Source organism: Flectobacillus major DSM 103 (assembly GCF_000427405.1).
Classification (GTDB): domain Bacteria; phylum Bacteroidota; class Bacteroidia; order Cytophagales; family Spirosomataceae; genus Flectobacillus; species Flectobacillus major.
Window position 1 is genome coordinate 71,949 of sequence record NZ_KE386492.1, and the last position, 24,062, is coordinate 96,010.

The 24,062-nt window shown below is 36.9% G+C and carries 17 protein-coding genes; 13 read left to right on the forward strand and 4 right to left on the reverse strand.

What is annotated here, in order from left to right:
* Positions 1 to 273 precede the first annotated feature (273 nt).
* The 5 genes from FLEMA_RS0166175 to FLEMA_RS0166195 all read left to right on the forward strand — a co-directional run bounded on the left by FLEMA_RS0166175 (position 274) and on the right by FLEMA_RS0166195 (position 8,428).
* On the forward strand, positions 274 to 1,449 hold the full coding sequence (locus tag FLEMA_RS0166175; protein WP_026998110.1) for a helix-turn-helix domain-containing protein: 1,176 nt from the start codon (positions 274 to 276) through the stop codon (positions 1,447 to 1,449).
* Positions 1,450 to 1,843: 394 nt separating this feature from the next.
* Positions 1,844 to 5,263, forward strand: coding sequence for a PAS domain S-box protein (locus FLEMA_RS76460; RefSeq protein WP_026998111.1), 3,420 nt, complete (start codon positions 1,844 to 1,846; stop codon positions 5,261 to 5,263).
* On the forward strand, positions 5,260 to 5,709 hold the full coding sequence (locus FLEMA_RS0166185) for a response regulator (protein WP_026998112.1): 450 nt from the start codon (positions 5,260 to 5,262) through the stop codon (positions 5,707 to 5,709). The genes FLEMA_RS76460 and FLEMA_RS0166185 overlap by 4 nt, the downstream gene beginning before the upstream one ends.
* Entirely contained in the window at positions 5,696 to 6,730 is a 1,035-nt protein-coding gene (locus FLEMA_RS0166190; protein WP_026998113.1) for a PAS domain S-box protein, read from the forward strand. The genes FLEMA_RS0166185 and FLEMA_RS0166190 overlap by 14 nt, the downstream gene beginning before the upstream one ends.
* A gap of 369 nt (positions 6,731 to 7,099) precedes the next feature.
* Positions 7,100 to 8,428 carry a PAS domain S-box protein gene (locus FLEMA_RS0166195; protein ID WP_081681443.1) on the forward strand — a complete coding sequence of 443 codons (1,329 nt, stop codon included), beginning with the start codon at positions 7,100 to 7,102 and terminating at the stop codon, positions 8,426 to 8,428.
* A gap of 124 nt (positions 8,429 to 8,552) precedes the next feature.
* Here the strand turns inward: FLEMA_RS0166195 and FLEMA_RS0166200 are convergent, their stop codons facing one another.
* Complete coding sequence (locus tag FLEMA_RS0166200; RefSeq protein ID WP_026998115.1) at positions 8,553 to 9,152, reverse strand: HD domain-containing protein; 600 nt, start codon at positions 9,150 to 9,152, stop codon at positions 8,553 to 8,555.
* 86 nt (positions 9,153 to 9,238) lie between these two features.
* Here FLEMA_RS0166200 and FLEMA_RS0166205 point away from each other — a divergent pair, with 86 nt between their 5' ends.
* The 8 genes from FLEMA_RS0166205 (at position 9,239) to FLEMA_RS0166245 (ending at position 22,748) form a co-directional block, all read left to right on the forward strand.
* On the forward strand, positions 9,239 to 9,814 hold the full coding sequence (locus FLEMA_RS0166205; protein WP_026998116.1) for a Crp/Fnr family transcriptional regulator: 576 nt from the start codon (positions 9,239 to 9,241) through the stop codon (positions 9,812 to 9,814).
* Between the two features lie 249 nt (positions 9,815 to 10,063).
* Entirely contained in the window at positions 10,064 to 11,575 is a 1,512-nt protein-coding gene (locus FLEMA_RS0166210) for a sulfatase family protein (protein WP_044175603.1), read from the forward strand.
* 268 nt (positions 11,576 to 11,843) lie between these two features.
* The gene (locus FLEMA_RS75730) at positions 11,844 to 12,440 is read left to right on the forward strand and encodes an RNA polymerase sigma factor (protein ID WP_052354453.1); all 597 of its coding nucleotides are present in this window, start codon (positions 11,844 to 11,846) and stop codon (positions 12,438 to 12,440) included.
* Between the two features lie 156 nt (positions 12,441 to 12,596).
* Positions 12,597 to 13,802, forward strand: a complete 1,206-nt coding sequence (locus tag FLEMA_RS0166220) for a FecR family protein (protein WP_026998118.1) — start codon at positions 12,597 to 12,599, stop codon at positions 13,800 to 13,802.
* Positions 13,803 to 14,136: 334 nt separating this feature from the next.
* Positions 14,137 to 17,406, forward strand: coding sequence for a TonB-dependent receptor (locus tag FLEMA_RS0166230; protein ID WP_026998119.1), 3,270 nt, complete (start codon positions 14,137 to 14,139; stop codon positions 17,404 to 17,406).
* 18 nt (positions 17,407 to 17,424) lie between these two features.
* Positions 17,425 to 19,038: a RagB/SusD family nutrient uptake outer membrane protein gene (locus FLEMA_RS0166235; protein ID WP_026998120.1), complete on the forward strand. Its 1,614-nt coding sequence runs from the start codon at positions 17,425 to 17,427 to the stop codon at positions 19,036 to 19,038.
* A gap of 160 nt (positions 19,039 to 19,198) precedes the next feature.
* Positions 19,199 to 21,400 (forward strand): alpha-N-acetylglucosaminidase, encoded by a 2,202-nt coding sequence (locus FLEMA_RS0166240; protein ID WP_026998121.1) that lies wholly within the window; start codon positions 19,199 to 19,201, stop codon positions 21,398 to 21,400.
* Between the two features lie 214 nt (positions 21,401 to 21,614).
* Positions 21,615 to 22,748, forward strand: coding sequence for an acyltransferase family protein (locus FLEMA_RS0166245; RefSeq protein ID WP_026998122.1), 1,134 nt, complete (start codon positions 21,615 to 21,617; stop codon positions 22,746 to 22,748).
* Between the two features lie 412 nt (positions 22,749 to 23,160).
* Here FLEMA_RS0166245 and FLEMA_RS0166250 read toward each other — a convergent pair whose 3' ends face one another.
* From FLEMA_RS0166250 to FLEMA_RS0166260, 3 genes are read right to left on the reverse strand one after another with little or no spacing between them, the layout of a single operon-like run.
* A complete protein-coding gene (locus FLEMA_RS0166250; protein WP_026998123.1) occupies positions 23,161 to 23,457 on the reverse strand; it encodes a hypothetical protein in 297 nt (98 codons plus the stop codon).
* Between the two features lie 40 nt (positions 23,458 to 23,497).
* The gene (locus FLEMA_RS0166255) at positions 23,498 to 23,764 is read right to left on the reverse strand and encodes a hypothetical protein (protein ID WP_026998124.1); all 267 of its coding nucleotides are present in this window, start codon (positions 23,762 to 23,764) and stop codon (positions 23,498 to 23,500) included.
* 15 nt (positions 23,765 to 23,779) lie between these two features.
* Entirely contained in the window at positions 23,780 to 24,013 is a 234-nt protein-coding gene (locus FLEMA_RS0166260) for a hypothetical protein (RefSeq protein WP_144080209.1), read from the reverse strand.
* Positions 24,014 to 24,062: the final 49 nt, after the last annotated feature.

The window sequence follows — 24,062 nt, forward strand, 5'->3', positions numbered from 1 at the left end:
CAAAGATACAATAAGTCCAAAAATACTGCCCCTTTCTTGATCTATAGGCTATATATTCACCAATGTTCTTGAGGCCAAATTAGGATTTATTTATTATACAATTGTATCTTTGCTGAGTATCCACTTTGTTTCTCCCTCATTTGTCTCAAAAATAAGGTAATTTCTTCACTTAAAGGTTGGCGTTTTATTGGTAACTAAAAGTTGAACTCACAAACCCAACAAGTTGAGAAAACCTAATTGTACAATGAGTGCTTGAATAATTTACATCATAATATGAGTATTACCTTACAAGTTATTGCAATTGTTATTTCATTCTTTTGGGGCTTGAAGTCGATATTATCTCCTTCGGTCATTCATAATAAAATATTTGGTATTCTTTTTCTTATTTGGGGTTGGTATTTAACGATGAACCTATTGATATGGTCTGGGCTAACTGATATTGCTAGCGTTACCCCTTTGTTTCTGGTAGGTCGCCCCGTGTATATTCTTAGTCCTTATCTAGTTTACGTTTATATTGCTTCTATTTCAGGAAAAATTCAAGGCAAGGTTTTTACTTTTCCCCAAAGTATTATTAATCTATTGCCATGTGTACTCGTTGGATTGGATTTGGTAAAATATTACAGCCTTCCGCTCATGGCCAAGCAACAGATATTAACTACAATACACTTATTACCTCAGCGTATTCTTATCGAAAAATTTGGGTATATTCCTTTTATTTACGAACCCTATTTGGCAAGCTCTCTAAGCATTATATATTTTACCAAAATCTGGATGATATTGTCAAAGCAAAATGCTGATTTTAATCCAAAGCCTTCTTTTCTGTACGATTGGAGCAGAGCTTTTGTTTATTCAATCTTGGCATTGGTAATAGGCGAAGCTCTATTCTTTTTTATTGGTAACGATTTGTTAAAAACCAATATCAAAACCCCCTTTTTTGATAAAGCTTTAGAAATGCACGCTGTCTATACGATTCTCTTGCTGGTATCGTGGCTACTTTTTTGGTATAAGAATAGAGATGTATTTAGCCTAGAACAGGAGGCTATTTTGCCAATACTTCCTATCAAAAAAACAAAATCTAACGATGAAAATCTTATTGCCAACGATGTCGATATAAATACAATTAGGCTTTTTTTAGAAACCCAAAAGCCTTATCTAAAGCCCAAATATACCCTAGCCGAACTTGCCCTTAGTACAGGTTACCAGCCCTACGAAATTTCAATTGCTATCAACACACTTGCCAATTCCAATTTTAATGATTTTATCAATCAATATCGGATTGAAACGATTAAGGAAAGGCTTTTGGCCAAAGAGTACGAGAATATGACTATCGAGGGAATTGCCTTTGAGTCGGGATTCAAAAATAAAACTACATTCTTAAGTGCCTTTAAGAAGTTTACGGGCATGACTCCCAAAGAATATATCAAATTAACTCGCTTGCCCAACAACTAATGTAAGCTAATAAGTAACCGTTTTTTAGCTATATTTTATGCCTTTGGTTTCTGACAACAAACTAGCTTTTTATTCAAGTTGACTTTTTTATGAAAAAAACCAAAATTGTGCTAAAAAAAGTATAACAATATATTTTCACTAAAAAAGGGGGATAATACTTATAAGAGAAATAAATCAGGGCTAAACGCTAGTCGCTCAAAATCCGTATTATAATGCCGATTTTAGAGGGCATTTTAGAAGAAAAAAACATTTTCCAAATTGGAATTTAAGGGCTATTTTGCTCATAAATTAATCGGACATATATTACACATAGCCTAATGTAGATTCTTAAAATATGTAGATTGAGCACCTTTTTTGCTGTATCATTAAATCTCCAAAAACAAGAACTTACGTCATGAGTAATGAAAAATTTTCTCTTTTAAACCTAGTACCAAACCCAAGTTTGATTTTTGGTTTCAACGAACAGGGGTTGAGTATAAGCTTTGCCAATCAGGCTTATCTTGATTTTACTGGGCTTTGTTTAGCAAATATACAAGGAATTTCTTTTGACGATTTTTCATTGCTCTTGAACCATAATACTCAATATGCAACCCAACTACGGCATTCAATAGAAAGTATTTTACAGAATCATCATTCCGAAAAATATGTAAGCTACTGGAAGAGTATTTCGGAATATAACTATACAACAATTGAAGTCGAAAACAAGTATTTTACTGACAATTCGGGTATTTATGTAGCTCATTTAATTGTGGTAGAAAACAATAGTACCATTGCTACACAGCCAGAAAGCAACGATAGTTTACGGTATCTATTTGAGTCTGTGATTGTACATACTACCGAAGCTGTTATTATTACCGAAGCAAATCCTGTAGAAGGACTAGAACCCAAAATTGTATTTGTTAATAAGTCATTTACCAATATGACGGGCTATCGACCTAGCGAAGCAATAGGTAAGTCGCCCGCAATACTGCATGGTAAAAATACCGACCCAAAGGCTCTTCAGGCTATCAAAGAGGCCTTGATTCAAGAAAAACCCTGTGAAGTTGATATTATTAATTACAAAAAAAATCAAGATGAGTATTGGGTACATATCTCGATAAGCCCCGTGTATAATCATGCTGGCAAGCTGATTTACTGGATAGCTCTTGAACGAGATATTACTGTCCAAAAAGAAGCAGAATTACAAAAGCAATTATTGACAAGTATTAGCCACGAGTTTCATACTACTCAAACATTATCTATTACCTTACGCAATATCCTCGAAAGTATTGTCACTGCCAAAGGTTTACTTTCGGCAGAATTTTGGCTTGTCGAAACCAACAAAAATACCCTAAAGCACTTTGTTGAATATCCTGCAAATGAAAGCCCCGCAACAGTGCTGGATATACCAATGGGGCAAGGGCCAATTGGACAAATATGGGCATCGAAAAAAGTACAAAAATGGACATCTAACAACTTCCCAACAAGTAATAATACTGAGCAGGCTACAGCAATTGGCTATCCTATTATTGACCTTAATGAAGTGGTTGGCGTAATGGTATTAGAATACCACAGTACACAATATACCAAGGCACGCAAAAAAAATTGGATTGAAGAAATATGTAATTATCTGGGGGCAGAAATTAAACGAAAACAGCATGACGATGCCTTTAATCAGATATTTAATCATGCTCCAGATATTATTTGTTTGTTGGGCATGGACGGCTATTTCAAGCAAGTAAACCCCATGACCTGCCAAACCCTCGAATACACACAAGAAGAATTACTCAGCCAACCTTTTATTAATTTTTTATTTCACGAAGACCGTGAACGAACCTACCAATCTTTCAAAAGCCTCCATAGCTTTACAAAAGTATATCATTTTGAAAATCGGTTTGTTACCAAATCTGGCAAAATTAAATGGATAGCTTGGACATCCTCTGCCTCTATTGATGAGCAGTATTTATTGGCCATAGGCAGAAATATTACCGAAAAGAAAAACCTCGAAAACCTACTAGATAAAACTTACCGTATGGCTCGAATTGGTAGCTGGGAGGTTAATTTTGAACATAATACTATCTATTGGTCGGATTTTACAAAGCAAATTTTGGAGGCCCCCATCGACATAGTACCTTCTTTAGAAAATAGCTTTACATTTTATAAAGAAGGCTACCACCGCGACACAATCGTGGCATTGGTACAGTATGCTATTACCAAAGGTAAGCCTTGGGATGCCGAGTTTATTGTTGTAACTACAACAGGACGTGAGTGCTGGGTAAGAACAATCGGTGAAGTAGAATTTAAAGATGGTAAGTGTATTAGATTATATGGTAGTATTCAGGATATTGATAAACGCAAAAAAGCTGAGTTAGAGTTGCGTGAAGTAATCAAGGAAAAAAATATGATTCTTGAAAATACTGGCGATGGCTTTTTGACACTAGATAAAAATTGGGTTATTACCTACTGGAATCAGCAAATAGAAAAACTCACGGGTGTGTCCAAACAACACACTATGGGTAAAGTTATATGGGATGTATTTGCCGAAAGTGTTAATACTGAGATATACGAAAAATGCCTTTATGCGGCCAATTCCCATACCATTGTCAACTTTGAAACGTATTATGTCCCTTTCAATAAATGGATAGAAATTCGGGTATATCCTACCGAGCAAGGGGTAAGTATTTATGCTAGCGATATTACCGAGCGTTATAATACCCAAAAACGGATTCAAGAAGAGCGAAATCTGTTAAGAACCTTGATAGATAACCTGCCCGAAACGGTGTATTTTAAAGACATAAATGCCCGAAAAATGATTAGTAATCAGGTTGACGTTGCACTCATCGGTACAAGCTCCGAACAAGAAGTGTTGGGTAAAACCGACCTTGAATTATTTGATGGAGAGTTGGGCAAAATAGGTTACGAGCATGATATGACTATTCTTGCTACAGGCCAACCTCTTATCAATTACGAACAGATATATATTCGAGATGGACAGCCCATCTGGCTACAGTCTACCAAAATTCCGCTTAAAAATGAAAAAAATGAAGTAATCGGTATTCTGGGTATTGGACGAGATGTTACCGAACGCAAACAAGACGAAGAAAAACTCCTAGCACTGAACAAAGAACTAGAAGAGTATGTCAAACAGCTAGAATTTTCTAATATCGAGCTAGAACAATTTGCTTATGTAGCCTCGCACGACTTACAAGAGCCACTTAGAATGATTACGAGTTTTCTTTCACAAATTGAAAAAAAGTACGAATCAGTACTCGACGAAAAAGGCAAACAGTATATCTACTACGCAGTAGATGGTGCCAAGCGAATGCGTCAAATCATATTGGACCTCCTAGATTTTTCACGGATAGGAAGAATACAAGACGATACCCAAGCCGTAAATCTCAATACCTTAATTAATGAAATTATGGACATTTACAGCGAAGTCATAACCGAAACAAAAGCAGAAATTACTTATAAAAATTTACCCACAATAACCACTAGTAAAATAAGAGTACAACAGATTTTTCAAAACCTAATTGGTAATGCCCTTAAATACAGAAAGCCTAATGAAGTCCCTATTATCAGAATAGAGGCAAGTCAATCGTCTACCCACTGGAAATTTGCGGTAAATGATAATGGTATTGGTATTGATTCAGAATACTTTGACACTATCTTTGCTATATTCCAGCGGCTACATACTCGGGAAGAATATTCGGGAACGGGTATTGGACTTGCAATCGTCAAAAAAATAGTCGAATTATTAGGCGGTAAGATTTGGATAGAATCTCAGGAAAACCTTGGGAGTACTTTTTATTTTACACTTAAAAAATTACCATGAAAACAAAACACATCTTATTAGTTGAAGATAATGACGGGGATATTCTTCTTACCAAAGAAGCCTTTGAGAACTCTGTATTGATTCGCAAAATCAGTGTAGTTAAAAATGGCAAAGATGCCATTGACTTTTTGAGTCAAATCGGTTCGTTCCTCCATGCAGAGCTTCCCGACTTTGTTTTACTGGATATTAATTTACCCAAAAAAAATGGACATGAGGTACTAAAACATATCAAAACCAACCCCAAAACTAGGCATATTCCCGTAACCATTTTTACCACATCATCAACTCCAAAAGATATTAATCTTGCGTACGAACTACATGCTAATTGCTATGTAACTAAACCGATAGACGTAAAGTCTTTTCAGGATACTTTAACTCAAATTGAACTATTTTGGTTCAACCTTGTACAACTACCATTTCCTACCCAACATCATGATTATAGATAAACGACCATATCATATTCTGGTCATTGAGGATAACATGGGGGATTTTATTCTAATTGATGATTACCTTCATGAAACTATTGAAAACCCTCAGATTATCCACTGTCAAACTTTTAGGCAGTCGGTTGATGTAATCAAGAATCCATCCATTGCATTGGACGTAATTCTACTAGATTTAACTCTACCCGACAAAAGTGGCGAAAAACTCGTTTATGATATATTATCGCTTTCTCTCGAATGCCCTGTTATTATTCTTTCTGGAAATAACAATGTTGAATTTAGTGTACACTCCATTACACTAGGAATTTCTGATTATCTGCTCAAAGACGATATTCGACCAACATCGCTTTATAAAAGTATTATTTATTGTATTGAAAGAAGTAAACAAACATTGGCCTTAAAAGAGTCTGAACAAAGATATAGCCAATTGTTTGATTTAAGCCCACAACCTATGTGGGTATACGATTTAGAAACGTATCGTTTTCTTGATGTAAACTTGGCCGCCATAAAACACTATGGCTTTAGCTACCAAGACTTTATGGATATGACGCTCAAAGATATTCGTCCACCCGAAGACCTTGAAATTCTTGAAGCATCCATAGCATCATCAAGAGAAGAAAGCCCTTTGTTTACAAAAGGCATATTTAGGCATTACAATAAAAATAAGGATATTATCATGGTCGAAATCAGAGCTAATCCTATTATTTATCAAGGGCGAAAAGCACGTATTGTATTGGCCAATGATATTACAGAAAAACTAAAATACGTTCACTCCATAGAGGCAAAAAACAAACAGCTTAGCGAAATAGCCTGGATTCAGTCGCACTTAGTAAGAGCCCCATTGGCCAGAATTATGGGCATTGTAAACCTTCTAAAAAATAGTGTATATTCTAATGATGAAATACAAGAGCTTATCCCTCACATAATTAGCTCTGCCAACGAGCTCGACGGGCTAATTATGGAAATAAGTACCAAAACATACGAGGCCAAAAATAATCAAGATGAATCGCAAGTATCGAGTTAGTATTGCTCTTGACGATTGCCGCATTTGAATACATGAGCTAAAACGTTCATCCAAATTATCAGTCTGAAAGCTTCATAATACCTTGTCCAGCTCAAGCTCCAGTTATGATTTTGTCAGTGAAAGGATATATATTTTTCTTGTCCACGATATTCATACAGTACTTTTCTAGGCCAGTTTACTTTTCTTAGGTAAATTGGCCTGTTTGTTTTCCTAGATAATTATTCCTAAAGCCTTTTTAGCCCTTTAAAACGCCTTTCTGTTTTGGCATTGATATTGTATCAGTCTGAAACATTCATTAGTTTTGCTTTTCTCCTGAAAAGCATATATATATATTTTAATTTCCTTACTAACACATTACTGTAGAACACCATGAACTCTCAATCCAACTTTAATACAATAGAATTATTAAAAACAATTATTGATTATTCCGATGAACGCATTTTAGTTGTGTCTACGAGCCATGAAATACTCCTAATCAACAAGGGTATGAGTGAGCTATTACCTCCGATAAATGGTCGCTCGGCTTGCGTCGGGGACTCCTTTCTAGCGTATGTGCCCCCCATAAAACAGCGTAAATATTTAGAAATTTTTGAGCGAGTAGATCACAAAACCACATTGATATTTCAAGAGACCATCATTAGAAATCAAGAATATTTTTGGATGACTGTCAAAGCCTTACCCATTTATCAAGAAGGTGTTTTACAAGCTATTATATTGTATTTAAAAGAAGAAATAGAAAGTACAATAAAAAATACCTTTGAAACGATTATTGCTAATACCCAAGAAGGTATTATTTTCCTTAATCCTGACTTATCAATTAAACACTTCAATAAAGCCTCATTTACACAATCGACAAAGCCGTTCAAAACAGGTACAAAAATCACAGAGTATCTTCGTCCAGATGAAAAAGACCAATTTTTGTTTATCGTTAATATAGCACTTAATGGTACTTGTTTTGAGCGAGAAGTACCCATAAACGACTCTACAGGAAATACACGCTGGTTTTGGGTAAAGCTTTTTCCTGTTTATAATAGCAACCATGATTTATTGGGTGTAACAATTTTATCGCAGGATGTCGACCATCGCAAAAAAACAGAATTAGCCTTACAGCAAAGCGAAGTAAAATTTAGAAATATTATTGAAAATACCCCTGTCGCGATTCTTACCTTAAACAAAAATCTTGCTATTGAAATATGTAATTCAAGAGCCGAAAAACTTTTTGGTTATCAGCAGTCCGATTTAATAGGATGTGATATTCGGCGTTTCATTAATCATGCTTATTTTGAGTTCGATTCCGAAGGTATTCTGTCCGAAAATCTAATTTCCAGTAGATTCACCACGACCTATCACAAAACAGGCAAACCTATTACCGTAGATGTATCGATCAACTCATATCGGGTCAATACACATAAAATAATCGTCCTGACGGTTCAGGATGTAACACAGATTCTTGAAAATGAAATAAAATTAAACAGACAAATAGAGATACTCAAAAAAATAGCGTGGCAGCAGTCGCACGAGGTCAGAAAGCCCCTAGCCAATATCATGGGACTTATAGAACTACTCAATGGCGAAAAACAAAATATCCCATTTGACACATACTTGGAGCATTTGAGGCAGTCGACACATGAGCTAGACGCAATTGTGAGGAATATCGTAGTACAAAGCCACGAAATAATGAGAAATCAATATTTGTAATGGGTAAGAACGATAAACACAAATATCAAAAAATAAACCATTGATTATCAGCATGCTAAATATCAACATTTTTCTTATTAGCTGACGGCTTTTGTTTGTCAGCTAATAAGAAAAACAGCAACCTCTACACAACTTCAACAGTAGCAAAACCTTTGGCAAAAGCATTGTTGATTTCATTTTCTAAATACTGCCAAAGCATTTCCGAACCATAATTTATCACGTTGGCCTTACTAATTACGGTGTCATAACTCACGTTAAATTCAGCCCAAGTGCCGCCATTATTTGAAAGGTTTTGTAATAAAGGCTCTAGTCGGTCGATAGCCTTAGCAAATTTGGCTTCATTACTTTGCCCTTCCTCAAACTCCTGCCAAATAGCAATGTATTCTCTTGCCTGATTGGCAGGTAAAATACCAAAAATTCGCTCGGCAGCCACTAACTCCTCATCGGTGTTTACGTGGCTTTTTGAAGTATCGTACAAAAAAGTATCGCCAGCATCAATTTCAACAATATCGTGAATCAGCACCATTTTCAATACCTTCAATATATCAACGGAAACATTGGAGTGTTCGGCCAATACCAAAACCATCATGGCCAAATGCCAACTATGCTCGGCATCATTTTCGTGCCTGTCGCTATTAAATAATTTTGTTTTGCGTTGAATATACTTTAAGCGATCTATCTCTTTAATAAATTCTAGTTGACTTAACAATTGGTTGAGCTGCATGATAATATATTTTTTGTTTTCTTTATGTTTGCAAAGAAAAAATAGCTTTTGGCTAGATAAAAGGACATTTGTCTCACACCCCAAAAATGATTAGAATTAACAAAGAATTATTACATTGTGTTAGTACATTATACCAATCATGTACCGACAGCCCCATCGTAGAACAAACTTTTGAGCCTAAAAACTTGATTATTCAAGAGCAGAAGAAGGTTTTTTCGGTATATATCATCAAAAGTGGCATAGCCAAATGCTATTTGACAGAAGACACAGGCATCGACTTTATTCAGGAGTTTTTTAGCGAAGGTGAAATTTTTGGCGAAATAGAAGCTATCAGAGACGAAATCAGTTTTTGCTCGGTCGAAGCCCTATCGCAATTGGTAGTTTATAAAATACCTACTGCTTATTTTCAGCATTTGCTCAAACAAAACCCCGAATTCAATCAATTAATCTTAAAGGCTCTATCCAATAAGGTTTATTATAAAGCCATCCGTCATTCCTACAACCAGTCGCATACTGTCGAGGCAAAATTGCTACGCTTAAAAGATTACCTATCAGACTTTACACATCTTATCTCAAAACAAGAAATTGCCAATTATTTAGGTATTACCACAAGAAGCCTCAATAGAACACTGAATGAACTGAAAACAAAGGGTTTGTTATAAAAAATATTCTATTTGTTGTGTATATAAAATTTTTTTCTACAAAATCTACAGGCAAAATAGTTTAATTATAAATGATAGTTAAAAATACTTATAACGACGTATATATATCATACCAAAAAATGCTATATTCACGGCGATTCTGAATGAAATAAGTGTACCCAAAGGCATGCCTGATTATCAGGGTTTTGATGACATATTTACTAACCGAATCCATTTTATTACTTACGTATTCAAATACCATTCTAAACAATGAGAACTATCCTGCTGGCATTGATTGCTTTATTACCCAACCTGTTATTGGCTCAAAATCGGCCCAATGTAATTTTTATTATTTCCGACGACCATACGTCACAAGCCATTAGTGCCTACGGAAGCAAACTAGCCCAAACCCCTAATATTGACCGTATTGCCAAAGAAGGAGCTATTTTGTACAACAACATTGTATCTAATTCTATTTGTGGCCCCAGCCGAGCCACCTTACTTACAGGGAAATATAGCCACGTCAATGGTTACAAATTCAATGAAAGGCAATTTGATATTAGCCAACCTGTTTTTCCAGAAGAGCTTCAAAAAAGTGGCTATCAAACCGCCTGGATTGGAAAAATGCACTTGGGTTCGCTTCCACATGGCTTTGACTACCTCAATATTTTGCCCGGACATGGCAGTTATTATAATTCTGATTTTGTTAATTCAAAAAACGAAACGCACCGCTACGAAGGCTATGTTACCGACGTAATTACTCGATTGTCGAAAGAATGGCTTGAGTCAAGAGATAAAAATAAACCCTTTTTTATAGTGGTTGGTCATAAGGCTACACACCGCTCGTGGCTGCCCTCACTTCAAGATTTGGGAGCTTACGACAACGTAACATTTCCTATACCCGACACCTTCTATGATACCTACCAAGACCGTATTGCTGCACACGACCAAGATATGAGTATCGAAAAAACGATGTTACTTGCCGAAGACTTAAAAGTAAATCCTGATTATAATAGCAAAAGTGGGTGGTCGTCGTACAACCGTTTTACCCCTGAGCAAAAAGCCCAATTTAAAGCTTATTATGACAAAGTTGAAGCCGATTTTACACAAAAAAAATTAACAGGCAAAGCCCTTACCGAATGGAAATTCCAGCGTTATATGCGAGATTATTTGGCCACTGCCAAATCGCTCGACCGCAATATCGGAGAACTCCTTGAGTACCTCGATCAAACGGGCTTATCCAAAAATACCGTAGTTGTTTATACTTCCGACCAAGGTTTTTATTTGGGCGAACATGGCTGGTTCGACAAGCGATTTATTTATGAAGAATCCCTAAAAACCCCTTTTGTAATTCGATACCCCGGCGTAATCAAAGCAGGTACAAAAGTTAATCAGGTAGTTTCAAATGTTGACTGGGCACCAACCTTGCTCAATATTATGAACACAAAAATACCAAGTACTTTTCAAGGGCATTCGTTTTTGCCACTCTTGACAGGAAAAACCAGTGGCTGGAAAAGCGAATCCTATTACCATTATTACGAATATCCAGAGCCACATCATGTTTACCCCCATTTTGGTATCCGAACCGACCGCTATACATTAGCCAAATTTTATGGTACAAAAAACTTTTGGGAGCTGTACGATATTAAAAATGACCCTAAAAACCTTCATAATTTATACAACGACAAACGTTACGCCAAGGTTATTAACGACTTGAAAAAGAAACTTGTTGAACAGATTAAACTGGTAAAAGACGACGAAGCATTACCATTAGTAGATTAAAAAAAGCCCTTAGCAGGCAAATCGATTTGCCTGCTAAGAGAAAAAAATAACCGCTTAAAACCTTATTTTACTAACATAAACGCTCATAATTTAAACAAATCTTTGATATACAAGTTAGCAATATAATACCGATTTGGCCTACAAAATATTATATAACCATAACGTTTTCATGATATTAGTATAGAAAAGTTATAATTTATCATATTTTTTAAGTAGATTTAGACTGTTTATTCACTTTTGACGAAGTATCCTTAATAAACTAGATTGAATGACGACCAAGTTGTTATATGATGAAAAAGAATTACTTTCACTAGCTTCTGTTGGTGATGAATACGCTTTTTCATTACTTTTTCACAAGTATAAACACAAGCTTTATGGTTATCTGATGAGGGTAACAGATTCGACCGATACAACAGAAGATATCATCCAAGAAATTTTTTTGAAGCTTTGGAAAGATAGAACCGAACTAGAAAATATCACTACATTCGACGCTTATTTGTTCAGAATGGCCAAAAACTATGCCATCAATGCTTTTAAGGCAAAAGCTAGACAAACACTACTCTATGCCGAATATTTTGAAACCCTCCATCTGGAAGACTGCTCAACCGACCATAAAGTACAGTTTGACGAAACCCAAACACTCTTGACGCAAATAGTAGAAAATCTTCCTCCCCAACAAAAACTTATTTTTAAGCTTAGTCGAGAACAACATTTAAAGCATGACGAAATTGCTGAAATGCTTCAAATATCGCCCCTAACAGTCAAAAATCATATCATTCAAGCCCTCAATACCATTAAACGAAGCCTCAAATACCAAGCCGTATTGTATATGATTTGGGCATTTTGGTGTGTTTTCAAAAAATAATTAAAAAAATTTACTTAGCCACTAGTCCTATTGCTTTTCACAGATGTCTTCTATTTAGTTAACCTCAAAGGATACCCAATCGGCCAATACCGATACGCCTATAGGATTAACCCCAAGTCTTGTAATCCTAAAGGGAGAATACCCCATTGATGTGATATGCCTTCAGAACGAGTCAACTTGTTAGTTGAAAAATATTTCAGTAAAAACTATACTGAAACCGAATTGTACGAACTCATGGAATGGGTCAATGCCAATTCGGAAGATGAGCTAGAAAAAATTTTACATAATTCATGGAAAAGCTATGAACCCGAAATAGAGATGCCAGAAGAGGTATCTGAACGAATCCTTTCTTCTATCTTTACTGATAGTGAGGAAGATACATTTTTTTTGACAGAACCCCCAAAGCCTAATCCAAAATTTTGGCGTGTAAGCTACGGAATGGCCGCATCGGTTGCCTTGCTTGTTTCGATAGGGTTATTTGCATGGTTTCAGTATCGTACCGTCGATAAGCGTACCGAAGAAAGAATTGTTCAGGTAAAAGAATTTGAACAGCACGATATTTTACCTGGTAGCGACAAAGCTATTTTAACCTTCGACGACGGTTCGCAGGTAGTTTTGGACAATTCTAAAAACGGCAGTTTGGGCAAACAAGGACAAACAGATATTCGTAAACCACAAACAGGCAAATTGATTTACGAATCAGCACAGGTTACCAATGCACGCCCCATGTTCAATACCATCACAACCCCCAAAGGTGGTCAGTACAATGTAGTGTTGTCAGACGGTACAAAGGTTTGGTTAAATGCAGCCTCAAGCCTAAGATTTCCGACAGTATTTATAGGAACAGAACGAAAAGTAGAAATGTCGGGCGAGGTATATTTTGAAGTTGCCAAGAATGCCAAAATGCCATTCAAAGTAATTAGTCAAGGGCAAGAAGTAGAAGTACTCGGCACACATTTTAATGTAATGGCTTATCAAAACGAAAAAGCCATAAAAACCACACTACTAGAAGGTTCGGTAAAAGTGAGTCGCAACGAGCGTTCGGCTATTTTACAACCAGGCCAACAAGCTAAAGTGGGCATCAACAACAACGTTTTTAGAACACTGAGCGATGTAAATTTGGAAGAAGAATTGGCTTGGAAAAACGGTTTTTTTCAATTTAATGATGCCAGTTTAGAGCAAGTAATGCGACAAATAGAAAGATGGTACGACGTAGAAGTAGAATATATCGGCAAAATTCCAGACGAGCATTTTACGGGTAAACTTCAACGCAATACCAATTTATCGAATGTTCTCAAAATATTATCGATGAGCGAAGTAGAATTTAAAATTGAGGGCAAAAAAATCATTATAACACCCTAAATTATAGCGTGACTGAGCCAAGAGATTATCCAACACATTGATAATATCATTAACACACTATCATAATTACTATACTGAGTACCTATAAAACCTTAAACATTTTTCAGTGATGGTGGCACTAATACCACTAGCAGGCATTAAACAACGAAAAAGCGAAAACGCGGCAACGTTTTCGCTTCACAACGGAGTTTGATAAAAATAAATTTTCCAAGTATCTTATTTTAAACCCCAAAACAAAAGTATGAATCGCAATCCTATTTTCCAAATTAGGCTGGGCTTGCCGTGTATTTCGGCTTCCTGTCGTGGACAAATTTCCACTAAACTTTTCAGGGTCATGAAACTAACCTTTATTTTATCGTTAACGATATGCTTACAGGTAAGTGCTGTAGGATTTTCACAGAGGTTTAATATCAATCTCCGAAACACTACAATTACTCAGGTATTCAAAGAAATTGAAAAGCAAAGTGATTATACTTTCTGGTACAAATCCGAGCTTTTGCTCAAAACAGATAAAGTATCGGTAAATCTTAAAAATGCTAAAATTGAAGAAGTATTAGAAAATTGTTTTATCAACGAACCCATAGATTATTCTATCGTTGACAAAACGATTGTACTAAAGCCCAAAAAAGTAGCCCCAGTTCTTCAGCCTCCTGTAGAAATTATTGCACAAGTAGTAAAAGGTAAGGTTATTTCCTCAACCGACTCCAAGCCTTTGGTAGGCGTAAATATTGCCATTAAAGGTACAAACAGAGGAACAACAACCGATAGCAATGGCGAGTTTTCGTTGAATGCCACCAAAAACGAAACCCTTGTTTTTTCTTATATTGGCTTCAATACCAAAGAAATATCGGTAGGTAACCAAACCTTTATCTCGGTAACACTCCAAGAAATGGCCACTTCTTTAACCGAAATTGCAGTAGTAGGTTATGGAAATCAATCTCGCAAAAACCTTTCGAGTGCCGTAAGTACTATCAAAACCGAAGAGCTAAACAAAGGTGCTATTACAGACCTTGGGCAATTGCTACAAGGTAAAGTGCCAGGCCTAAATATTACAGCCAATGGCGACCCCAACCAACCCGCTGCAGTGATACTGAGAGGTGCGTCTACCCTCAATAGCTCGCAAGGCCCTTTTTATGTAATTGATGGTGTGCCAGGTGCTGATATTTCGACAATTGCCCCAGACGACGTTGCCTCTATTGACGTACTCAAAGATGCAGCCGCAACCGCTATTTACGGAAACCGTGCCGCCAATGGCGTAATTATGGTAACTACCAAAAAAGGTAAGCAAGGCCAAATTCAAGTAGCATATAGCTCATTTGTTGGTTTAGAAAAGGTATCTAACAAACTAGATATGATGACAGCCTCAGAATTGCGTGCTTATATGCAAAAATTGAACATTGCATTTTCGCCTAAAGATGATAAAAATGCAGAAACAGACTGGCAATCGGCTATTCAAAAAAAATCAGCTATTTCGACCAACCACAACCTCTCTGTGAGTGGTGGTAGCGAGCACACTACCTATAGTGCTAGTTTAAACTACGTTAAAAAAGACGGTATTTTGCTGAATAGCTCGCTCGAAAGAGTAATCGCCCGTTTGTCTATTGAACAACGTGCTTTGAAAGACAAACTAAAGTTTGGATTTTCTATTACTAACTCAAGCAGCGATGCCGAGGATATTCCTTACCGAAACACAGTGCTTTTGCAATCAACTTCCTATTTGCCTGTATCGCCAATCCAAAATGCTGACGGAACTTATTTTGAAAACCTAGAAAACTCAGGCTATTACAACCCTGTTGCTATGATTAACAACAGCCAACGCAAAACTAAGTATAGCAACCTTATTGGTAGTTTTAAAACACAACTCGAATTACCTTTTGGCCTGACCTATAATTTGGACCTTTCTTATATGAACTATAATACATTGCAGGGTACATATTATACCAAATACTATACCAGTACATACAACAACATGTACGATAACCCCGACCCAGGGCTAGGGTTTCACTACCAACAATCATTTGGCTCGAATGGACAAGCAAGCAGAAGCTCGTACCAAAATACCAATAAGATTTTGGAAACCTATTTAACTTGGAACAAAGAATTTGGCGACCACTCTATCAATGCTGTAATTGGATATTCATGGCAAAACAACAGAATCGGCGACGGCTTTCAGGTAACTACCAGCAATTTACCTGTTGATAATATCGGTTATAACAACTTGGCTTTGAGCAACCCTTATGCTATTTCGGGGTATCAAATAAGCTTTGGGCCAGATGGTGTTTTTCAAGAAACCCGATTGATTTCAGATTTTGCACGATTTAACTACAATTACAAAAACAAATACTTATTACAAGGTTCTATCAGAAAAGACGGTAGCTCGGTATTTGGTGCCAATAATCAGTGGGGGTATTTTCCTTCAATCGGTGGTGCTTGGAGAATCAGCCAAGAAGATTTTATGAACAACCAAGTATTGTTTAGCGACCTAAAACTAAGAGCAAGCTACGGTGTAACAGGTAATGCTTCGGGCTTTAATGCTTATACGGCTCAGTTTATTTCTGGAGGCTTGGGTACATACTATTACAATGGTACATTGGTAGCGGCCAATGGCCCAACCAAAGCCGCCAACCCTGATTTGCAATGGGAAAAAACATCTACTACCAATATTGGTCTAGATTTTAGCACAGCCAATAACAAAATAAGTGGTTCGATAGAATTATATAACAAGAATACCTCTGGCATGATTTATTCGTATAGTGTCGACCCTATTTTAGTACCCACAGGCAATATTGTAGCCAACGGTGGCAGTATCAACAACAAAGGAATTGAGGTAACAGTAAATGCTAAAGTAATTAATAAAGGTAAATTTAATTGGGGGACAACAGTCAACCTTGCTCATAACTCCAATGTAATTACCAGTTTGACCAACCCATTATTTGCAGGTGGCGACTCAGTACTTTTGTCTCGCCCCGAAGGTGGTGGCCAGTCGGGTAGATCATTACAAATTCTTAAAGCAGGCAAACCTCTTGGACAATTTTTTGCATTAGAATATGCAGGCAAAAACGCTGGAGGTGTTTCGCAGTTTGTAAGTGCCGATGGCTCATTAACAACAACACCAGTAGAAGGCGTTGATTATCGTTATTTAGGCAATGCTCAGCCCAAATTATTATTAGGCTGGAACAACACATTTAAGTATCAGAATTTTGATTTGAATATCTTTATCAGAGGGGTATTTGGCAACAAAATTTTCAACGCAACTCGGGCAGATTTGTTTAGACCCAACACCGTTCAGTATGCCAATATTCTTGCCGATGCTGCCAATGAATCGCCTTCCGACTATAACGCTTATTTCTATTCTTCTCGCTTTATCGAAGATGGAAGTTTTATTAGATTTGATAACGCCACATTGGGCTATAACTTCAAAAAGTTGGGTTCTTCAGTAAAAACACTACGGGTGTACACTTCTGTCAACAACCTTTTTGTGATTACAAAATACACAGGCGTTGACCCAGAAGTAAATCAAGGTGGTATTGCGCCAGGGGTAGATTACAACAACTTCTATCCCAAAACCCGTACTTTCTTATTAGGTGTTAATATCTCATTCTAATTGTTAAATTTTGAAATCATGAAAAAATCATATTTACATATACTATTATCAGTATTACTTTCGGGGGTACTATTTTCCTGCCACGACTTGGCTCTTCCAATCACTACGGAACTTACCCCCGATGTATTTCCAACCAACCCCGAACAGTATATTTCGGCTTCTGGGCCTGTTTATGTTGCTCTTCGAGGCAATTACGCCGTTGAACACTTTCAGCAACAATCATATAGTACCGACGAGTCGATTATGCCCGCAAGAGGTGGTAACTGGTTTGATGGTGGACAGTGCCAAACCATGCACTATCACACTTGGACAAAAGACAACGGCTTTATCAATGGTAACTGGACATGGCTGTCAACTACTATTGGGGTTGCTAACCAGACTATCAATATTTTGTCGACTACGATGCCTGCTGGCTCTGCCAAAAATACCAATATTGCCGAAATCAAAATGATACGTGCTTTTGCCTATTTCTGGATGATGGACAATTACGGAAATGTACCTATTGATACCCTTTACGGTGATTTTAGTCCAAAAACCAATGTACCCAGAGCCGATGTATTTAAGTTTATCGAAAAAGAAATTAATACTGCACTACCATATTTGAGCGAACTTTCGGGAGTAGCTACTTATGGACGACCAAACAAATGGACAGCGTATGCTTTGTTGGCAAAGATGTATTTGAATGCCGAGTATTATACTGGTACTAAAAGATACGACGAGTGTATTGCTGCTGTCGACAAAATTATTGGTTCTGGATTATATGCTATTGAGCCTCGCAGTACTTATCTGAAAATGTTTTATCCTGACAATGGCCCTCAAATCAAGGAATTTATTTTTGCAATTCCTTACGATGCAACTTCGGCCAATAGCTTCCCGTTTAGGTCAACCAACCTGCACGCTCGTTATGCTATTCCAAGAAGTATGCGTGCCAAATTTAAGCTACCATTTACGCCAAGTGGCCCCGAAAGTACTTTGCCAGAATACTACGCTTATTTCAACGATGCCAACGACGTAAGAAATGGTCAGTGGCTTACAGGATTACAATATATGGACGATGGTACGCCCATTACTGTAAAAACTACCAAACTAGGTGTTGACCAATTTTATAAAGGAAGCGACCCTTCGGCATCGGTTACTTATCATGTAAACCTAACTCCTGAGGTAATTCTTCGCCAAGATGTAGCAGCTTTTGATGCAGGAAACGACGAAATTGCTTGGAATATGGGCTATCGTAACAACAAGTTTTATGCAGATGGCACTTCGTTGAGCAGAAATCAAAATAATGATATTCCTGTTTTCCGTTATTCTGATGTACTATTAATGAAGGCAGAGGCCATTCTAAGAGGTGGTGCAGCCACATTAGGACACACGGCTCTTTCTTTGGTTAATCAAATAAAAGTACAAAGAACTACTTCTGCGGCTTTTACTTCTATCGATTTAGAAGGTCTTTATGCAGAAAGAGTTAGAGAATTTGCGTATGAAGGATGGCACAGAAATGATATGATTCGCTTCGGAAAATTTGAAGGTAAATGGGGATACAAAACCGATGCAAATACCAATCGCAGAATATTCCCAATTCCACGTGTTGCGTTACAACTTAATCCAAACCTGAAACAAAATCCAGGGTATTAGTACTCGTGTTGGTTGTCAACCTTCATTCTTTGAAAAACAGCAATAGGCCATCAACGTATACCTAATATCGTTAATAGCAATATTATATTACGCTTCTTTTATTTCTTTGTGAGGTAGTGTCTAACAACACTACCTCATCATTACAAAACGCATTTTATTTATGAAAAAAATCTCTCACCACATTCGGTACATAACGGCCATTATCGGGCTTTTTTGTAGCCATTGGGTCGATGCCCAGCTCAATAAACAAGAAGCAACCGCACTTATTGGACGGGTAATTCCTCAAAAAGCACATTTTTTTGTGGTAGAGGCTCTCGACAATACTGCTCCTAAAGACCTTTTTGAAATAGAAAGTAAAAATCAAAAAATCATTCTACGAGGTAACAACGGTGTTGCTGTGGCCTCTGCACTTTATTATTATTTAACAGAATACTGCCACTGTCAAATTACTTGGAATGGTAGCAATTTGGCTTTGCCTTCCAAACTTCCTCAACTTTCAACCAAAATTATCAAACAAACTCCTTACCAATATCGCTATTATCTCAACTATTGTACTTTCAACTACAGTATGTCGTGGTGGAACTGGGAAAGATGGCAAAAAGAAATTGACTGGATGGCTATGCACGGTATCAATATGCCCTTGGCCATTACAGGAGAAGAGTTTACTTGGCGAGAAGTGTACCACGAAATGGGCTTTTCGGACAATGATTTATCGGATTTTTTTAGTGGTCCAGCTTATTTTTCATGGTTTTGGATGGGAAATCTCGACGGATGGGGCGGCCCTCTGCCAGTGAGCTGGATGAAGTCGCACAAAGATTTACAGGTGAAAATTTTACAACGAGAACGTGCTTTGGGGATGAAACCCGTCTTGCCTGCCTTTACAGGACACGTACCTTCGGCTTTTAAAAAGAAATACCCACAAGCCAAGCTAAAAGCAACCAACTGGACTAATGGTTTTGGCGATACTTATATTTTGGATTCGGAAGACCCTCTTTTTGCTGAAATAGGGAAACGATTTATCAAAAAACAAACTGTATTATTTGGCTCTGACCACCTATATTCGGCCGATACTTTCAACGAAAACGAGCCTCCAACCGATGAGCCAGCCTATTTATCAAAGCTTAGTGCCAGGATTTATGAAGGTATGCGACAAGCAGACCCCGAAGCTATTTGGGTGATGCAGGGATGGCTTTTTTATAGCGATAGAAAATTCTGGAAAGCCCCCCAAATTGAGGCTTTGCTCAATGCTGTACCCAACAACAAAATGTTGCTACTCGACCTAGCTACCGAAATTGAACCCGTTTGGAAAAGAACCGAGGCTTTTTATGGCAAGCCTTGGATCTGGAATATGCTCAATAACTTTGGAGGAAATGTTAATTTATTTGGCCGTATGGACGGCGTGGCCAGTGGCCCAGCTATGGCCTTGAATGACCCCAACTCAAAGAATTTACAAGGTATAGGACTCACAATGGAGGCCATCGAACAAAACCCTGTTATCTATGAGTTGATGATGCAACATACTTGGCAAAATACGCCCATTGATTTGAACGATTGGTTGGCCAAATATACCAAAAATCGCTACAAAACAGCTGACAAATCATTGGTAGATGCTTGGCAGATACTCAGACAAACCGTTTATAACGGCAAGGATATACGTGATGGTGCTGAGTCTATTGTTACAGGTCGACCAACCTTTGATTCTACTACGGTTTGGACAAGAACTAAATTGAATTATGCCCCCAAGGATTTGTTAAAGGCTTGGGATTTATTTGTGCAAGCGTCGCAAAAAGGCATTGATTCAGATGGCTTTCAATATGATTTAGTCGACATTACCCGACAAGTTTTGGCCAATTATGCTCTTGTTTTACAGAAAAAATGGAAAACTTCGTATAAAGCAAAAGACGAAGCTCAATTCAAAAAAGACGCTCAGGCTTTTATTGATTTGATAGCCGATATGGATGAACTTCTGGCTACACGCAAAGATTTTATGCTTGGGCCATGGATAAGCTCGGCAAGAAGCTGGGGCAATACAGCCCAAGAAAAAGCTCTTTACGAACAAAATGCCAGAGATATTATTACGCTTTGGGGCGATGCCAATAGTCCTCTGCACGAATATGCCAACCGCCAGTGGAGTGGCTTACTCAATGATTTCTACAAACCAAGATGGCAACAATTTTTCAGTGAATTGAGTATGGCTTTGAGCAACCAAAACGAACCCGATTTAGTAAAATTTGACCAAAAAATCCGTGAATGGGAATGGAATTGGGTAAAAACACAAAAAAACTTCCCTGTTGCCACCAAAGGTAATAGTCATCTGGTAGCCCAAAAAATGTATAATAAATACAGAAAATTGAGTCATTGAGCAAATGAATGATGGCACTGTAAGAGTGCTAAGTGATAATTTTAAGTGATTGACTAAAAAACATAACGCTTAAAAGTATTTTGCACTCTTACGTATTTTCCTAAGCCAAAATAGTTTCAAACAAAGATTTTATTCAATTACCAACTTCATTATCAATTAATAAACTCATCAACAAAAGTTTCTCTTCATTCTAAACTCAAAACTACATAAAACTATGCCCCCCAAAAGACTTATTTCTTTAGATGCACTCAGAGGCTTTGACATGTTTTGGATTATGAGTGGCGAGCATATTATTCATGCTTTGGCCGAAACAACACATATTCCTTTGTTTGAATGGATGTCAGAACAGCTACATCATACAGCTTGGAATGGCATTACTTTTTACGATATGATATTCCCGCTTTTTCTTTTTATTGCAGGAGCCTCTATGCCTTTTTCTATGCAAAAAAAAGTAAGCGAATCATCGGTAAAGGCCGCCTACCAACTACCTCATGTAGCAAAGAAGTCCCTGTATCTAAGCATGTTGAAGCGAACTATTATTTTGATATTACTAGGCGTTGTAGTCAATGGTCTATTCAAGTGGAATGGCTACGAACAAACCCGTATAGCAAGTGTACTAGGGCGTATTGGTTTGGCGTGGTTTTTTGCAGGCATTATTTACCTGAATTTTGACACTACCAAACAGATTTACTGGTTTATTTTTATTCTGGTAGGCTATTGGCTGATCATGAAATACGTACCAGTTCCGGGCTTTGGAGCAGGCGTACTCACCAAAGAGGGTTCGCTAGAATCGTATATCGACCGTATTTTGTTGCCAGGAAGACTCCACAGCAAAGTACACGACCCAGAAGGAATTTTGTCGACAATCCCTGCCATCGGCACAGCCATGTTGGGCACCTTTACGGCTACATTTCTCAAAGGGAATCATACATTTTCGGCTTATCAGAAAATAGCAATAATGCTAGTGGCGGGTTTAACACTCATAGGCTTAGGTTTGCTTTGGGACATTTCATTCCCTATCAACAAACGTCTTTGGTCTAGCTCATTTGTATGCTTTGTAGGAGGATTTTGTGTTTTATTTTTGGCTATTTTTTACCTCATTATCGACCTTTGGGGTTGGCAGAAATGGGCTTTGCCATTTATCTGGATTGGCTCAAATTCAATCTTGATTTATATGGCATCTGAAGGAATGGTAAACTTTGGATTTACAGCCAACTTTCTTTTTGGAGGTCTTATTGCCCATACTCCCGAGATATGGCAACCTGTTTTTACAGCATGTTCAGTAACGATCACTCAGCTTATTTTGCTGTATATATTGTATAAAAATAAGGTTTTTCTAAAAATTTAGATTTACAGGAAAAGATTAAAAGGATTAGAAGATCATATTTTCACTCAATTCTTCTAATCCAAAAATCTTATATATTTATATCCAATACTGACCGTTCACTACCATCTCCCTATTCCAATATTTGAATCTATATTTAACACTATATAGTTCATAATTGGTGCTTTCTACCTGTTGTAATACACCTGAATTACTCTTGAATGACACTCGTACATTACCTAAGTGGTCTTTGATATTGTATTCGTAAGCCCAAGCAATTATACACAAAACCCCGTTGACCTACAACTGCCAACGGGGTATAATTACTTATACTTAACTCTCCACTTCATATTGAATTTGCCAATCACGTGCGTGATGCTCTTATATCTTTTGGAGCGTAGGAACGCTTCGCTTAACTAACGCCATAGAGGTATTCTTATACATCTTCAGCAATATGAATAACCCATACAAAGACGACTATGATATGAAATAAAACCCATCCAAAAAAAAATAATTCTTCCTTTTTATATTTAAACCAGCTATTGATTACTATATACACTACAAAAAGCAAAATAATAATAGGTAATAACCATAGAATAAAAAATAGTAATATTGAAATAAAAACATTATTTATAATAATGCTTCCAGATGGGTAATAAACAAAAAATAGACTTGCTATAAAATTAGTTATGATGCCTATTTTCATAAGTTTTATTTTTGATTGCTTATCCATGTTTTTAAATAATTTATAATTTTTTGCGTTGTCAATATATCTATGTTATAATGATTAACACCTGTTCCTGTATATTATACATAATTGTTGAGCCATTAGCTGTATTTTTTCCACCTTGAGACCATACTGGAAAACTAGAATTTGATTGATAATGATTAGAATTTATTTTTACGTTTGAAGTATTATTTCTATCAACAAAATCTGTTGATGCTCCTGCTACATCAGAAGCAAAACCAATAGCAGCATCTACTGTTATTAACTGTTCGACAGTTATACCCAACTCATCTAAAATATGGGATAATTCCATAGCATTATCCCCTCCCTAGCTAAAACCGTATATTATGAGTTTATCGTTTGAACCTATTGTATAGTTTGCACGAATAAATTCTATAGCTTCACGTAAATTTTTAGAATCACTCCAGGAGGATGAAATGGCTTTCCCTATAAAAGATTTTTTACTCTTTTTAGACCACTGATTTAGATTTTCGACTATTTCTCCTGCAACACCTTTTTTACCTTTCATTTTTGCATCTAATCCACTAAATACAACCATCACAGTTTTACTACCTCCGTCGCCATTGCCATCGTCTTGTAGCTGTTGAGTT